Below are 13,508 nucleotides of genomic sequence, written 5' to 3'. Positions count from 1 at the left end.
ATCCGGACCGGAATCAGGGTATTTTGATCCGAATGTCCCTCAAGTTTCGAGGGCTTGCACGGTTGAGAACCTCTTTTCACCTGCCGCTGACGAGCGGTTCGACGCCGAAGGACAACATGAAGACGCCTACAAACGGGGGAAGGCAATGAGCACGGCGGCCGAGAACACCAGCTTAGGGCCGTCTGTGACACAGGCGCTGATCTCTGATGGCGCATATCGGTTCGGCTGGCCGCTGGACCCTGCAGGCGCGACAGCGCTGCTGAACAAGATCAGGGCTGTGCGGAGCTTCGACGAGAGCCTGTTCCTGGAAGAAGAGGTCTTCGACCTTGATCCGCAGTATCGCGGCGTGAACCCTCGTCCTGGGAGAAATCTTCTAGAGCGGTTCGATGAAGATCTGGCTTTTGTGGAACAGGATGGCGGTGTGGTGAGCGCCCTCACAGAGGTGCTTGGACCTGACTATGTCATCATGGACCGCAAGATCGTCTGCGGTGTTCCATCCCGATCGATTCCAAGCTGGTTGAAGGCGCGCATCGAAGGCGCCCCCGTCAACAATCTGGGTCCCTATGTGAAACCCGAATACAGGGATGTGACGTATTTTTACGGGATCGACTTCCACCAGGATATTATCGACTTCAAAGACCGGGAAGCCGATTTCGTCACCTTGTATGTCTACCTTCATCCGGTCACCCGATCTGACGCGCCGCTTTTCCTGCTTGAGGGCAGCCATGTGCTCGGCGCGACAACCTTCCCGCACCTGCTCTCGCGAAAGGACGCCCAAACCTGGCTCTACGACAGCCGGGATGGGCAGTCTGTGGCTGTGCGGCAGACCGTTCTGACAGGCCAGGCGGGCTTCGCCGCCCTCTGGCACCCTTTCACCCTCCATGGAACTCAGCCGGATACTGCGGACCATGAGCGTATCTCGTTGCGTTATCTAATCAGCCGGCGGTCACCTTCCGCAGGAGGACTTGCCGCCGTGAACGCAGCCGTTCGAGGCCCGCTTCTCCTGCAGACGACGCGGACGGATTTGGCGGCGGACGGATCAGCGCACATCAAAGGCAATCTGGTGCGCACGGCCGACGGCTGACCCTCTTGCGTGCCGACGAAGCATGAATCGTGCCCAACATCTTCTCATCGAGAAAATCGCGCAGCCCTGAACATGTCTGACCCCATCGCCGCCGAACATCAGCCCATCGCGTTCGCTCGGCGATCTATTCCAGCGGCTCGTCCGCGCCTACCCGACGCCGACGCTGTTCTCCCATATCTGCGTCGCATAGACGCGGCGCGGAGCTATTCGAACTTTGGCCCTCTTCTCACGGAGTTCGAATCCCGACTTTCGAGACGCTTCGAGCCGGGTTCCAAGGTGGTCACCTGCGCGAACGGAACCCAGGCCCTGACCCTGACCCTAAATGCGCTGGACCTCCCGAAGGGCAGCCTGGTCGCCATTCCGTCCTACACCTTCGTCGCCACAGCCCATGCCGTGATCGCCGCCGGCCTGACTCCCCTATTCCTTGATGTAGACCCGAACGACTGGATGCTTCGACCTGCGGCCGTGCGCGACGCCCTCGCATGGGCGCCCGCTCCGATATCGGCCGCCGTCGTTGTCGCCGCCTTCGGCGCCATGCCGGATCTTGAAGCTTGGAAAGCGCTGCGGGAAGACGCCGGCTTGCCCGTCGTGCTCGACGCCGCCGCCGCCTTCGATCAGGCACGCGTAGCGGAAATCCCTACTGTCGTAAGCCTGCATGCGACCAAGGTCCTCGGTATCGGCGAAGGCGGGTTTCTGGCGACGACGGACGCCGACCTGGCGGCGCGTGTCAGGCAGTCAACGGCGTTCGGCTTTCGCGGCTCACGCGTTTCGGACATCGCGGCGACGAATGCGAAACTCAGCGAGTATGCGAGCGCGGTGGGTCTGGCCGCCCTGGACAGCTGGGACACCGACCGGCTTCAGTTCCTACGCGCTGCGCGGATGATGAAGGCCGCCATGACCTTTCTTCCTGACGTTCAGTTCCAGCCGGGCTGGGGCGACGGCTGGGTCACCAGCGTGTGCTCCGTGGGCCTTCCGGCCGGATCGGTTGACGCGGTCGAACACAGCCTCCAGCATCAAGACATTCACACCCGGCGCTGGTGGGGCGGGGGCTGTCACGTGAATCCGGCTTTCGCCGAGTGCCCGCGTGGGGATCTGTCCGTGACCGAGACCCTGAGCCGTTCCGTGCTCGGCCTACCATTCGCGATCGACATGGACGGGGATGATATTTCCCGTGTCGCCGCCGCCTTGAGCTTGGCGCTTGCAGGCCGTTGACACCGGGGGTGTCGCGGAACCCTGTCCCCGATAGCGGCCGCGCCGGCTCCGTCCCCTCACGTAACAGGAAGGAAAGAGTCGACACCATGGAAACGCCGCCCAAAGGCATCGGCAGCGTTATCCCTGCGGCTGACCGGGCCAGCCCATCGTCATGCGCGGCGACAGTGTGGTCGGCTTGGACGGCTGGACAGGGCGACAACCGCGCTTTTGCGACCGCCCGCGCGGCCCTCGCCGCTCTGCTCGTGGCCCGCCGAGTGCAACGGCTTTGGCTGCCGGCCTATGTCTGCCGCGCCTTGGTCGAGGGCGTCACAAGGGCGGGGGTGGAGCCGATCTGGTACGGGGTGGACGATCAGCTCAACTGCGATGTCGAGTCCGTCCGCGCCGGCCTGGCGCCCGACGATGCGATCCTGACGATCTGCTGGTTTGGTCGCCCGCCCGAGGCCAAGTTTCAGATGCTGGCTTCTGACTTTCCCTCCCTCCTGATCATCGAGGACCGCGCCCAGGCGTTGGACCCGGGAGCGGGCATCCCGGGGGCAATCCGGCTTTACAGTCCGCGCAAGTTGCTGGGCGTGGCTGATGGCGGTCTTCTCGTAGGGTCAGACCTGCCTGCTTCCCCGACCCGGCCCGGGTTGCCGGACCTGTGGACGGCCAATGACCGCCGGCGTGCGGACGTGGAGGGGCGGGATCCTGACACATGGTTCCCAGACTACCGAGCCCGCGAGACGGCGTTCGACGCCGAGCCCCGCTGTTGCAGCGATCGAACCCTCGCCGCCCTCGATCGAGTAGAAATTCACCCCGAAGCAGACGCCCGCCGCCGCAACTGGGAAAGCCTCGCTGCGCATCTGGTTCCGTTTGCATTGTGGCCCGATCCGGCTCCGCAATTCGCGCCCCTGGCTTTTCCTGTCGTCGTCCCGAATGCAGCCGATCTCGTCGCCCATCTCGCGGACCGGCGAATCTGGGCTGCTCGCCATTGGGAGAACCTTCCCTCCCCCAGTCGATTCGACGCCGCCCATCGGCTCAGCGGTCGTTGTGTCTCATTGCCTCTGGATGGCCGTTACGGGCGGCCGGAGATGATGCGCATTGTCGACGCCGTCCTGGAATTCGCAGGCACGTCAGCTCTCCGCACCGCTTAAGCGCGGTAAGCGGGAAAAAATCCGGTATCCACGCCGGCGCTCAGGGCGGCATATCGCGCGGGATCGAGAACCGCACCGCACAGCGAAGTCATGACCTCTCCGTTGGCGAAACCGCTTTTGAAGGCGAAGAGCCCCCCCTCTCCGGAGCCGATCCCGGCGCCTCCGCCCAGGTTGACCACGCCCCGCCCCTCGAAGTGTTGGATGGCTGTGTCGTAAAGGGCGAAACTGGCGCCGTTGGCGTATCCATCCGCATCCACCGCGGTCAGGTGGTTGTAGATGACGCCGTCGTAGGCGAACCACAGCGTCATGCCGACGATACGGCCTCCGACCGAGGCTGCGAAGGCCACCAGCGCCGGATCCTTCCCCATGACCTCGAAACTGGCGTCGGGAAAGGCGGCCACCCCGGAGACGCTCCGGCGGGTCACCAGACCGCGATAGAGGCGTTTCCAGTCTTCGAGCCAGAGCGGCAAGGAGCCGACGTCGACCCGGCACCGGCGATGGCCCCGGCGGATACGTTCGGCATGATGGCGGCTGGGGCTGTAGCGGCCGCGGGCGGGGTCGATGGTCAGATGGGCCTTGAACGGCCGGACGAAGCCGAACGCCTCCGAGAGACGCTCCCGCTGTGTGGCTGCAAGCGGATCAGGCACGAGAACGACCGAGATCAGACCGAGGCCGCGCAACCGCTCCAGTCCGCCGCTCAAGTCCGCAGTCGTCGCTAGCGCCGTCAAGGGGTAGAGGCCCATGGCATCCTCGCCCTGGCCAAAGGCGGGATTGAGATCCCGAGAGATGGAGCGCGCGAGAACCGGGACGCCCCACTCCGGTACGGCCACCGGCCGTCCCGCGTGGGTCAGCGCGTGAGCGTAGGCCAGGCTCGCATAGGGATGCACGAGCTCAGCCGGCCCAGTAACGATTCTCGGCGACGAGATCGGCATAGTCCTGGCGCGTGACACCGACGAGGATCCTATCCCAACGACGCCCCTCGCGGAAATGCCAACCTCTTTGCCGCCCCTCCTCGCGCCATCCGCATTTGCCGACATAGAGCCGGTGCGATGCGGCGTTGTATTCGATTATGTCGCCGTCCAGCCTTTCCAGCCGCAGCTCGTCGAACGCGTAGCGCATGACCGTCATCACCGTATCGACACCATAGCCCTTGCCCTGCGTCTCGGCGGCGCCCAGCATCATGCCGTGGAAGGCGGTCCCATTCTTCCAGTCTATGGCGACGAGGTTGGCTGTGCCGAGCAGCAGACCGTCTTCCAAGCGCTCGATGGCGAAACGCTGATTCAACCGGTCGGTCGCCAGGCCCTCCAGCCAGGCCAGGGTGCTCGCCTCGCTGGAGGGAAATTGCCAGCCACCCAACTGCCTCCAAATGGCAGGGTCATTGGCCCAACGATGCAGCAGGGGAATATCGCCCGGCTCCAGCGCCCGCAGACGTACTCGGCGACCTGAGATGCTCATCCGGCAGCCTTTGCGACGACAAAGATGCTGGCGCATTCGGTCGGCCGTTCCTGGCCAAGAGCATAACACGCTTCGAGGAAATCATCGCTGATCAGCGGACCTCCAATCAGCGCGTTGAACTGAAAATTGGCCAGGGGCTTGTAGAAAATCCCTCCGCTTTGCTCGGCGTTCAGTCCCGCGGCCGCGACGTCGCGTTGCAAGGTGTCCAGCCTGTAGACACGGCGATGACCCGCCGCCTCATCCGCGGCGGACAGGCCTTCCAAATGGCTGAACAAGCCCATCTTCACCGCGATGCGTCGCGATGGAGCCTCGGCGTTGGGCACAACCACATAGAGACGCCCGCCGGGCGCCAGGAGCGCACCCAGTCGACGCAGGGCGGCCACCGGGTCCGCGACGTGCTCCAGCACGTGCGAAAATACGATGGTGTCGAACCGTCGATCGGTTTCGTAGTCCTCGAGCAGGGCCTCGATGAACACCACGCGATCACCCAGCCGTTTGCGAGTGTGGGCGACGAAGGTGGGATCGGGCTCCAGCACCGTCAGGTCGTCAAACCGCTCAAGCAGCAGGCTGGTCTGGTCGCCATGCGCGCAGCCGACCTGAAGGCAAGCGCCGTCTGTGAACCAGGGTGAAAAGGCGCGCATCATGTACCCCCGCATCAGGGCGTCGAACGGGGCTGCGCCCTCGCCGTAGGAGGCCACGGCCGCAGCCAACCGGCGATGCTCGGCCGAGACGACGGCGTTCGGGTGGGTCATCGGATCTGTCGCGCTCATATCTGATCCGCCTTGAACGCCCAGTTTTCGGGGGGTTGATAATAGTCCTCGACGCTGGTCGGCACCCGGGCGTGAAACCCCAGAAGTTGGCGCGCCGTCGGCGTCAGGCCGGAATGGGTTTCGACGGGTAGGAAGCGCGGCCAGTCCATATGCGGTTTCATGAATGGGCGGCCAAAACAAAGCGTCAGGCCGCGGCGCAGCGCGGCGCTGCGATTGGGCGCCGCGCTATGAACCGCCAGGCTGTCGAACAGAATGATGTCGCCTGCCCGGCCGGTAAGGGAGATGGCGTGTTGGGAAAAATGGTCCGCCGAAGGCATGTCCTTTACGCGATGCGATCCTTCCAGCAGTCGTGTCGCGCCGTTTTCGATGGTGAAGTCGTCCAGCATCACCAGCATGTTCAGCGACAGTCTGAAACCGTTGGACCAGGTCCGGATGTCCCTGTGGGGCTTGTGCGTATAATTCGTGCCCCCCGGCGGATGCAGCGTCATCCCGAAATTCAGCAGAATGGTCTTGCCGCCGAAATAGTGCTCGATCTGGTCCATCAGAGGCATATCTCCGACAAGACGATCCAGACTATTGCCCAGGCCGAGCGCATGATGCGCCGCGCCCTCCATATTGGCGGCGACGCCGTTCCGCACCTGGACCATGCGACGCTCGGCATAGACTGCCTCTGCGTCTCGTCCCAAAGCGGCGACATGGTCTGCGTCCAGCACGCCCTCGAAGCGCACCCATCCCAAGGTTCGCATCTGTTCGTCGATCTGGCTCTGATCCAAGGTCATCAGGGCTCCAGTTGGACGAACAGGGCGGTGCCCATCACGAAGCTGCGGGCGATCCGGTCCGCATGACGCGCGCACCAGGCGTCGCCCACGATTCGAGGCCCATCGCCGAAGGCCCAGACATAGTCGTCAAAAACGACCCAGCCCCCAGGCGCCATGTGCGGCGTCCAGTTCTCAACGTCCTCTGTCACCCGCTCCAGAGAATGGTTGCCATCGATATGCAGAAGGGCGGTCCGGCCCGTATAGACGGTGCGGCCCAAGACCTCGGTCTCTACAGTCAAGCCGGGACAATAGCTTTCGGCGGCCACAGTCGAGGTGGCGCGAAGATAGTTGATTCGCCCGTCCGCGAGGGGCGCGAGATTGGTTTCGAAGATAGTGAGAGCGTCGTCCAGGTTCATGGCTGCGCTGGCCTTGTCCAACATCGCCACGCCCTGCGCCAAGGCCTCGGCACGCCATGGATCGATGCACAGCACCGGACCAAGGTCGTGATGGCGTGACAACAGGGCCAACAGGGCCGCGGACCGGCCCCACCACGAACCGATCTCGACGATATCTCCGGCTGGAACGTGACGCGCGACCTCGATCATCGCTGCTATCTTGTCGTTGTCGGACATGCCGGGCACATCGTCCACGAAACGCAGTAGACCCGCCAGCCGGGGACCGGCGAGACGCGGGGCCCCGCCGCCGAACCAGTCGGGCGCAGCGCTGATCTCGGCTGCGCGGTCCCAGAGGGCGCGGTAAGCCCGCTCCTTGGCCAGAAGCGGCGAGACACTGATCAAGCCGACCTTCGTCGAGATCTCCGGAAGAACTTCGGCAAGATGGGCGCTGACGACTTCATGAGGAGAATAGATGGCCGTAACGCCCAGACGCACGATCAGGCGTCGCAATGCTTCGGCGAAGTCAGGATCATGGACATAAGGCAGGTACTCCCAGCTGTCGTAGCGGCCTGCTTCGGGATTCCACGCAAGAGACGACGCGCCGACGACACGATGTCCCCGCTCGACCGCCTCGCTCCGGTATTTTAGAGCGTCCGGCGTCCCGGCCGGAAAGACGAGGACCGTTTCGGTCATGACTTCACTGTGCTTCCGCGACCGCACGCGCGTGCATCTCACGGAAGATACTTTCGAGATTGCGCGTGAAGCCCACCTCGTCACGATAGGGTGAGGCGTCGAACGCGGGGCGAACCCGCTGGCGGAGGCCGTCAAGGCGTGAAGCGTCGCCGGTCAGGTCCAAGGCGCGCCTGACGTAGTCGCCCCAATCGTCCGCGATCAACTCGGTGAGCCCGCACGGCGCGAGCGCGGGCAGGCCAATCCGCGAGAAGAAGTCGCCGCCCTTGAGGGTCAGGACCGGCACGCCGTTCGCCAAGGCGTCGCATGTGGTGGTCCCGCCAGGGCAGGGCGAAGGATCGAGCGCCAGATCGATCTCGGAGAAGGCGTTCAGGTAGTCCGCCCCCGTGCTGTGGCCTTGGAACTGGAGTTGTTCAGGGCTGACACCATAGGCGGAAAATCGAGCCTGCGTGGTCCGTTGCAAGACGGGATCAACGTAATATCGGTACTTGAATAGCAGGCGGTTCGCCGGACGGGCCCGAAGGATTTCCGCCCAGGCGATCACGGTCTGCTCGCTGATCTTCGCCGGGTTGTTGAAGGATCCGAAGGTGACGTAACCGTTGCGCAGCGCCGGCGTCGGCACAGGATCAGGGCGATCCGGCGCCGGTCGATAGGGCGCCATGATGTCGCCCATTCGCCAAATCTTCTCGACGAAATAATCCGCTGTTCCCGGGACGTCCATGCTGTCGGCGTGCAGCACATAGTCCATGGCGCTCAGTCCAGTGGTCTGCACGAAATTTATCCAGGCCACCTGCACGGGCGCCGGGCGATGCCCGAAGACTGATAGGCGGCTGCCAGCCGTGTGACCCCAGACGTCGACGAGGACATCGATGCCATCCGCGCGGATTTGCTCGACGACCTCGGTGTCCGGCATCGCCCCGATCGCCCTGACGGTACAGGCTTCCGGCAGGCCGATCTCAACGGATGGATCCGCGCAGTAGAGGAAGACTTCCACGGACGCCGGGTCGTGAGACTCAAGAGCGGGCAGAAGAAACTGGGCCACCTGATTGCGCGAGAAGCTGGGGCCAACATAACCGATCCGCAGACGTCGATTCACGGCCGACGAATTTGCGATCGTCTTGGTCCCAGATGTTTGGGGCGGGGCGTAGAGCGCGGCCCATCTGCGCGCCTCGTCGGATACCTGCTTCAGACGGTCAGGCCCGTGAAACAGCCCATAGATCAGAAAGCCGTGGACTGCAGGCCCGGGAAAGCGCTCGACGGCAAGGGTGAAGACATCGATCGCCTCGGCCATCCGACCTTGATGCTGCATCGAGAGACCGTAACTGAGCAGGACATCCGGGGCGAGATTGTCGAAATCCAGCGCCTTGCCGAGAGCCAGCGTCGCCGGCCCCATCTGGCCGGCAACATACAGCCGGCGCCCCACGGACCCGCAGTAGGCGGGATCGGAACGGAATCGCTCCATGTCCGTGCCGGTTGCCCGCAGGACCGACACAGCATGCAGATTGCAGGCATCGATCAGGATTTGACGCGCAAGATCCTTATGTCCGGCTGCAACAAGCGCACTGTAAAGCCAGTATCGGCTTTCCCAGTCAGCCGGCTTGTTCTGCGTTATGGCGTAGAATAGTTCGACCGCTTGGTCCGCATCTCCACGAGCAAGGGCGCCGCGGCCGTCCTCCAGAGTCGGCGGGGAAATGACGTCCTCGAGGGCATGGGAAACCAGCATGGTGGGCGACCGCCTGTCTTTGTGTTCAAGTTGGTGCGCTTCGTTGAACGAGGCGTTAATGAGCCGCTGCAGACTGAACGGGAGCCGATTGGCGAGGCCCAGCTTCCAGAGGGTCCACGGCGGTCGCGTCGACGCGGGACGAAAAGACCATGACCCGATCCTGCGCCCAGATGCGAAGACGGGCCATGCCAGTCCCACGGCGTGTCGGGCCTATCTTAAAGCTCGAACAGCCGTCAGCGTCCCGAAGCCAAGGCGCTGGCTCGGCAGGATATGCCACCGCCTCGACGCGTCTTCAGCAGGCGCTCAACTTGGACGCCAGCAGTGACCTATGGCGAGCCCGCCCCCTTTCCCGCCGCCGATGTTCCCCGCCATGATGGACGAGCAGGTGGAGCGCGTGATTTCGGCCATCAGAGGCCTGGTGTCCGGGAACATGGCTTGACGACCCCTGCCGCCTTGGACGCCCAGGCATCGACTCGCCGATGGACTGGCGGCTGGCCGAGCGGAAGATGCAGTTGGCCCGGTCCGCTCAGTAGGCGGCCTGGGCGTTGAACGCCCGCGTTTCCTCAACCGTCAGGAAGTGGGAATTGGTCGCGGAATCGTACTGGAAGCCCGGGGTGACACGCGCTCCGACTTCCCCCAAGGCGTTGCGGCCGAAATCCGCCTCTGAGTTGTGAAACCGGATTGTGGGCGCGATCACATAGTGATCGTCGAAAGCGTAGGTCAGGTGGGAATCGTCGGCCGGACACATGACCTCATGCAGCTTCTCGCCAGGCCGCACGCCCACGATATGCGTGGGCATGCCCGGCGCCAGCGCCTCGGCCAGATCCGTGATCCTCACCGAAGGGATCTTCGGAATGAAGATTTCGCCGCCCTGCATCCGCTGGAAGTTGGTCAGGACAAACTCGACCCCCTGACGCAGCGAGATCCAGAACCGGGTCATGCGCGGATCCGTGATCGGCAGGGACTCCACGCCCTGTGCGATCAGCTTTTCGAACAGCGGCAGAACCGAACCGCGCGACCCCACGACATTGCCGTAGCGCACAACCGAGAAGCGGGTGCGGTGGCTGCCCGCCATGTTGTTGGCGGCCACGAACAATTTGTCGGAAACGAGCTTGGTCGCGCCATAGAGGTTGATCGGACTGGCGGCCTTGTCGGTCGACAGGGCGATGACGCTTTCCACGTCATTGGACAGGGCCGCCGCGATGACGTTTTCCGCGCCGCTGATGTTGGTGCGGATGCATTCCGTCGGATTGTATTCCGACGCCGGCACCTGCTTCATCGCCGCGGCATGGATGACGAAGTCGACGCCGCGCGTGGCCTGGATCAGCCGCTCCCGGTCCCGCACGTCGCCCAGGAAGAAGCGCATCCGCGGGTCGGAAAACTCGTGCTGCATCTCGAACTGTTTCAGCTCGTCGCGCGAATAGACGATCACCCGCTTGGGATTGTAACGCTCCAGGATGGTGCGGACATACATCCGTCCGAACGAGCCGGAGCCCCCCGTGATCAGTACTGACTTGTCGTCGAACATGGCGGTTCAGGCGCCCTCAAACTGATGCTGCCCGCAGATCGGCATTCGTGATTTGTGCGTCTGAAGAGCGCCCGGACGGCCAGCGTCGTCTTCATCGCGGTCGACGACATGCGCGCTGATTCAACGGGGCTGTCAACGGCGAGCAGGGTCCGGCCCTCCGGTGCTGGCGGAATTCGGCTCCGGCGGGCGTCCGCGGGCATGGTGAACGCTGGGCGCCCGCTGCGACGGGTCGGCATGACCCGGTCGACGCGATCCGAGCTCGTTCGCAGGCTTCGCGAGGATGGTCGCGGTTCCGGCCGCAGCACCCGTTTGGACAGGCCTGCGTCACCGGGCTGCCCCCCCTGGCCCGTCCGTCACCGCTGACGAACTGGTCGTCCTGCTGACTGGCCGAGGCAAGGGCGGACAGGCCTCTGACTTCAGACGGTCGGCACCGTTCCGCCGTCCACGACGAGCTCCGCACCATGGATCGAGCTGGCCCGATCCGAGGCGAGAAACGCGATGGCTTCGGCGACCTCATGGGGTTCGGCGCCGCGTCCGATCGCAATGCCGCCCAGGCCTGCGATAACTAGGCGCCGCGCGTCTTCGAGGGTTCCACCGTTGGCCTTGCGGATACGTTCCAGAAACGCGTCCGCGCCCTTGGTCATGATCCAGCCCGGAGAGACGGTGTTGACCCTGACGCCCTTGGGGCCGAGCTCCTTTGACAGGGATTTGCTGTAGGTCCGCAGCGCGGCCTTGGCGGCGGCATAGGCCGTCGTCGCGTCCGGCAGGGGCAGCACCGACTGTATGGACGTGACATGCACCACCACGCCCGTGCCGCGTGCGATCATCTGCGGGATCAGCAAGCGATCAAGGCGAACCGCCGCCAGAAGGTTCAGGTTCAGCTCCGACAGCCAGTTATCGTCCGTCAGGGCGACGAAGCCGCCGCCCGGTGCGGCGGAACCGCCGATCACATGGGCGAGAATATCGACGCCCCCCAGCCGATCGAGCGCCGCCTTGGCAAGGGCCTCCCCGCCAGCGGCGGTCGTCAAGTCGGCCTGGACGAACTCGACGCCCTCGATAGGCTCAGGGTTCGAGCGTGCCGATGTGATGACCCGCGCGCCGCCGGCCAGGAAGCGATCGACCGTGGCGCGGCCCAGACCCTTCGTGCCGCCGCTGACGAGAACGCGCTTGCCCGCGAACGCCTTGGAACCCGCCTGGATGCTCATGCGGAAACCTCCATGGTCTTGATGGCGTCGCCGTCGAGTCCGACGCGGTAGGTGAAGCGGATCGGACTGACCTGAAAATCGCCATGGGCCGGTCCTTCGAGCACGACCACGCCGTCCTCATGGCGAACGGCGTCAGGGGTGAAGATCGCCTTGAGGTCGACGACCATCTCCTGGAGCAGGGCGCGGATTTCGGCGGTCCCCTCGAAGCGCTTGCCGTTGTCCAGGAACACGGCGTCGGCGGCGAAGGGTTTCATCATGCCGTCGAGATCGAGCCGGCCGTTGGCCGCGACAAAGTCGGCGATCGGGGAAGGAAACTCTGGCGACATCAGTCTGTCCTGCTTGTTGCGGCCGCAGCGTGATCGCCGCACCGTCGATGAGGCCAAGATAGAGATGGACAGTCCGCGCGATAATCGGGACAACGCGGCACGCGTCGTCACGAAAAGCAGGACAATGAAGAGCAGCCTGACGGAGTTAGACGCCGTTCTGGTCGTCGCCCGATGCGGCAAGTTCCGCACGGCCGCGGTTGAGCTGGGCGTATCCACGACCGCGCTCAGCAACGCGATCGGGAAGCTGGAGCGCACGCTGGGCGTAAGGCTGTTCAATCGAACGACTCGGAGCGTCTCCCTGACCGAAGCGGGTCAGCAGTTCGTCGCCCAGGTCGCCCCCGCCCTCCGAGACATCCATGAGGCCATGGACGTCGTGCGCGCTCGCCAGTCGACGCCATCGGGCACCCTGCGCATCAACGCCTTCCCGACGGCGGCGCGGGAGATCTTGTCCTCCCTCGTCCTGCCGTTCGTTCGCGAGCACCCCCAGGTCCACGTCGACGTCGTCACGGAGGGCCGAATGGTGGACATCGTGGCGGGTGGCTTCGACTTCGGCGTCCGCAGCGCCGATCGGGTGCCCGTCGACATGATCGCCCTCCCTCTCGGCTTCCCTCGACGAAACGTCGTGGTCGCCTCACCGGCCTATCTGGACGCCCGCGGGACGCCGCTGGTCCCGCAAGACCTGATGAATCACGCGTGCCTTCGTGTCCGCCTGCCCAATGGCGCGATCCATCGCTGGCCGTTCGAGAAAGACGGTCGGTCGCTCCATATCGACGTGGAGGGCCCCCTCACGCTTGATGAGGCCGGCCTCGCCCGCACCGCCGCCCTCGCTTCGTTCGGCCTGACCCTGGCGATGGAATCCGACGTGCGGGAAGACATCGAGGCAGGCAGACTTGTATGCGTCCTCGAGGATTGGACGCCCACCCTGGCGCCGTTGAGCCTCTACTATCCCAGCCGACGAAACCCGACCGCAGCCTTCAAGGCGTTCATCGACTTCGCGCGACGGCGTGGGGAAGCCGGCATTTACCGGGGCGGCTCCTAGGCCGCGATGTGCCAGCAACGGTCCTGTCGCCCCATCTGAAATGGACCTGGCGCGAGCCCTTTCGGCAGTCCTTCGCATCGACGGACCCCGGACAAGCAGAACCCCCGCGGCGGCTGCCGGCGGGGGTTCTGATTTCAGGCAGCAAAAAGCCGCCGTCATTTCGACGGCGGCTTTTTGTATTTGGGTGCGG

13 protein-coding genes are annotated in these 13,508 nt (G+C 64.4%); 4 read left to right on the top strand and 9 right to left on the bottom strand.

All coding sequences use genetic code 11. The features are described from left to right. Positions 1-145: 145 nt before the first annotated feature. The 3 genes from ACE3PU_RS09445 (at position 146) to ACE3PU_RS09435 (ending at position 3,429) form a co-directional block, all read left to right on the top strand. Positions 146-1,084: a phytanoyl-CoA dioxygenase family protein gene (locus ACE3PU_RS09445; protein ID WP_374389059.1), complete on the top strand. Its 939-nt coding sequence runs from the start codon at positions 146-148 to the stop codon at positions 1,082-1,084. Positions 1,085-1,156: 72 nt separating this feature from the next. Continuing rightward, positions 1,157-2,296 carry a DegT/DnrJ/EryC1/StrS family aminotransferase gene (locus ACE3PU_RS09440; RefSeq protein ID WP_374389057.1) on the top strand — a complete coding sequence of 380 codons (1,140 nt, stop codon included), beginning with the start codon at positions 1,157-1,159 and terminating at the stop codon, positions 2,294-2,296. Positions 2,297-2,382: 86 nt separating this feature from the next. After that, on the top strand, positions 2,383-3,429 hold the full coding sequence (locus ACE3PU_RS09435; RefSeq protein ID WP_374389055.1) for a hypothetical protein: 1,047 nt from the start codon (positions 2,383-2,385) through the stop codon (positions 3,427-3,429). On the opposite strand, the gene ACE3PU_RS09430 is transcribed toward ACE3PU_RS09435, so the two are convergent. From ACE3PU_RS09430 to ACE3PU_RS09390, 9 genes are all read right to left on the bottom strand, one after another. Beyond that, positions 3,426-4,316 carry a GNAT family N-acetyltransferase gene (locus ACE3PU_RS09430; protein WP_374389053.1) on the bottom strand — a complete coding sequence of 297 codons (891 nt, stop codon included), beginning with the start codon at positions 4,314-4,316 and terminating at the stop codon, positions 3,426-3,428. The two genes, ACE3PU_RS09435 and ACE3PU_RS09430, sit on opposite strands and share 4 nt — an antisense overlap. A gap of 4 nt (positions 4,317-4,320) precedes the next feature. Then, a complete protein-coding gene (locus ACE3PU_RS09425) occupies positions 4,321-4,920 on the bottom strand; it encodes a GNAT family N-acetyltransferase (RefSeq protein ID WP_374389051.1) in 600 nt (199 codons plus the stop codon). Beyond that, positions 4,881-5,594, bottom strand: a complete 714-nt coding sequence (locus tag ACE3PU_RS09420) for a class I SAM-dependent methyltransferase (protein ID WP_374389049.1) — start codon at positions 5,592-5,594, stop codon at positions 4,881-4,883. The genes ACE3PU_RS09425 and ACE3PU_RS09420 overlap by 40 nt, the downstream gene beginning before the upstream one ends. Before the next feature lie 56 nt (positions 5,595-5,650). Beyond that, on the bottom strand, positions 5,651-6,433 hold the full coding sequence (locus ACE3PU_RS09415; protein ID WP_374389047.1) for a phytanoyl-CoA dioxygenase family protein: 783 nt from the start codon (positions 6,431-6,433) through the stop codon (positions 5,651-5,653). Continuing rightward, complete coding sequence (locus ACE3PU_RS09410; RefSeq protein WP_374389045.1) at positions 6,433-7,500, bottom strand: class I SAM-dependent methyltransferase; 1,068 nt, start codon at positions 7,498-7,500, stop codon at positions 6,433-6,435. The genes ACE3PU_RS09415 and ACE3PU_RS09410 overlap by 1 nt, the downstream gene beginning before the upstream one ends. A gap of 4 nt (positions 7,501-7,504) precedes the next feature. Next, positions 7,505-9,220, bottom strand: coding sequence for a tetratricopeptide repeat protein (locus ACE3PU_RS09405; RefSeq protein ID WP_374389043.1), 1,716 nt, complete (start codon positions 9,218-9,220; stop codon positions 7,505-7,507). A 526-nt stretch (positions 9,221-9,746) separates the two neighbouring features. Further along, positions 9,747-10,748 (bottom strand): UDP-N-acetylglucosamine 4,6-dehydratase (inverting), encoded by a 1,002-nt coding sequence (gene pseB, locus ACE3PU_RS09400; protein WP_374389041.1) that lies wholly within the window; start codon positions 10,746-10,748, stop codon positions 9,747-9,749. Between the two features lie 416 nt (positions 10,749-11,164). Further along, the gene (locus ACE3PU_RS09395; RefSeq protein ID WP_374389039.1) at positions 11,165-11,953 is read right to left on the bottom strand and encodes an SDR family oxidoreductase; all 789 of its coding nucleotides are present in this window, start codon (positions 11,951-11,953) and stop codon (positions 11,165-11,167) included. Further along, on the bottom strand, positions 11,950-12,210 hold the full coding sequence (locus ACE3PU_RS09390) for a nuclear transport factor 2 family protein (RefSeq protein ID WP_374389037.1): 261 nt from the start codon (positions 12,208-12,210) through the stop codon (positions 11,950-11,952). The genes ACE3PU_RS09395 and ACE3PU_RS09390 overlap by 4 nt, the downstream gene beginning before the upstream one ends. 22 nt (positions 12,211-12,232) lie before the next feature. On the opposite strand from ACE3PU_RS09390, the gene ACE3PU_RS09385 reads away from it, so the two are divergent. Continuing rightward, positions 12,233-13,318 carry a LysR family transcriptional regulator gene (locus ACE3PU_RS09385; protein ID WP_374389035.1) on the top strand — a complete coding sequence of 362 codons (1,086 nt, stop codon included), beginning with the start codon at positions 12,233-12,235 and terminating at the stop codon, positions 13,316-13,318. The last annotated feature ends 190 nt before the right edge of the window (positions 13,319-13,508 follow it).

It is taken from the genome of Brevundimonas sp. (assembly GCF_041911375.1).
GTDB lineage: Bacteria > Pseudomonadota > Alphaproteobacteria > Caulobacterales > Caulobacteraceae > Brevundimonas.
This window is presented reverse-complemented; position numbering and strand designations above follow the sequence as displayed.

What these genes read in the sequence shown, in the direction of transcription:
- ACE3PU_RS09425 (WP_374389051.1), bottom strand. Translation starts at nt 4,920, where the DNA reads ATGCGCCAGCATCTTTGTCGTCGCAAAGGCTGCCGGATGAGCATCTCA.
- ACE3PU_RS09390 (WP_374389037.1), bottom strand. Translation starts at nt 12,210, where the DNA reads ATGATGAAACCCTTCGCCGCCGACGCCGTGTTCCTGGACAACGGCAAG.
- ACE3PU_RS09440 (WP_374389057.1), top strand. Translation starts at nt 1,157, where the DNA reads ATGTCTGACCCCATCGCCGCCGAACATCAGCCCATCGCGTTCGCTCGG.
- ACE3PU_RS09395 (WP_374389039.1), bottom strand. Translation starts at nt 11,953, where the DNA reads ATGAGCATCCAGGCGGGTTCCAAGGCGTTCGCGGGCAAGCGCGTTCTC.
- ACE3PU_RS09435 (WP_374389055.1), top strand. Translation starts at nt 2,383, where the DNA reads ATGGAAACGCCGCCCAAAGGCATCGGCAGCGTTATCCCTGCGGCTGAC.
- pseB (WP_374389041.1), bottom strand. Translation starts at nt 10,748, where the DNA reads ATGTTCGACGACAAGTCAGTACTGATCACGGGGGGCTCCGGCTCGTTC.
- ACE3PU_RS09410 (WP_374389045.1), bottom strand. Translation starts at nt 7,500, where the DNA reads ATGACCGAAACGGTCCTCGTCTTTCCGGCCGGGACGCCGGACGCTCTA.
- ACE3PU_RS09445 (WP_374389059.1), top strand. Translation starts at nt 146, where the DNA reads ATGAGCACGGCGGCCGAGAACACCAGCTTAGGGCCGTCTGTGACACAG.
- ACE3PU_RS09415 (WP_374389047.1), bottom strand. Translation starts at nt 6,433, where the DNA reads ATGACCTTGGATCAGAGCCAGATCGACGAACAGATGCGAACCTTGGGA.
- ACE3PU_RS09405 (WP_374389043.1), bottom strand. Translation starts at nt 9,220, where the DNA reads ATGCTGGTTTCCCATGCCCTCGAGGACGTCATTTCCCCGCCGACTCTG.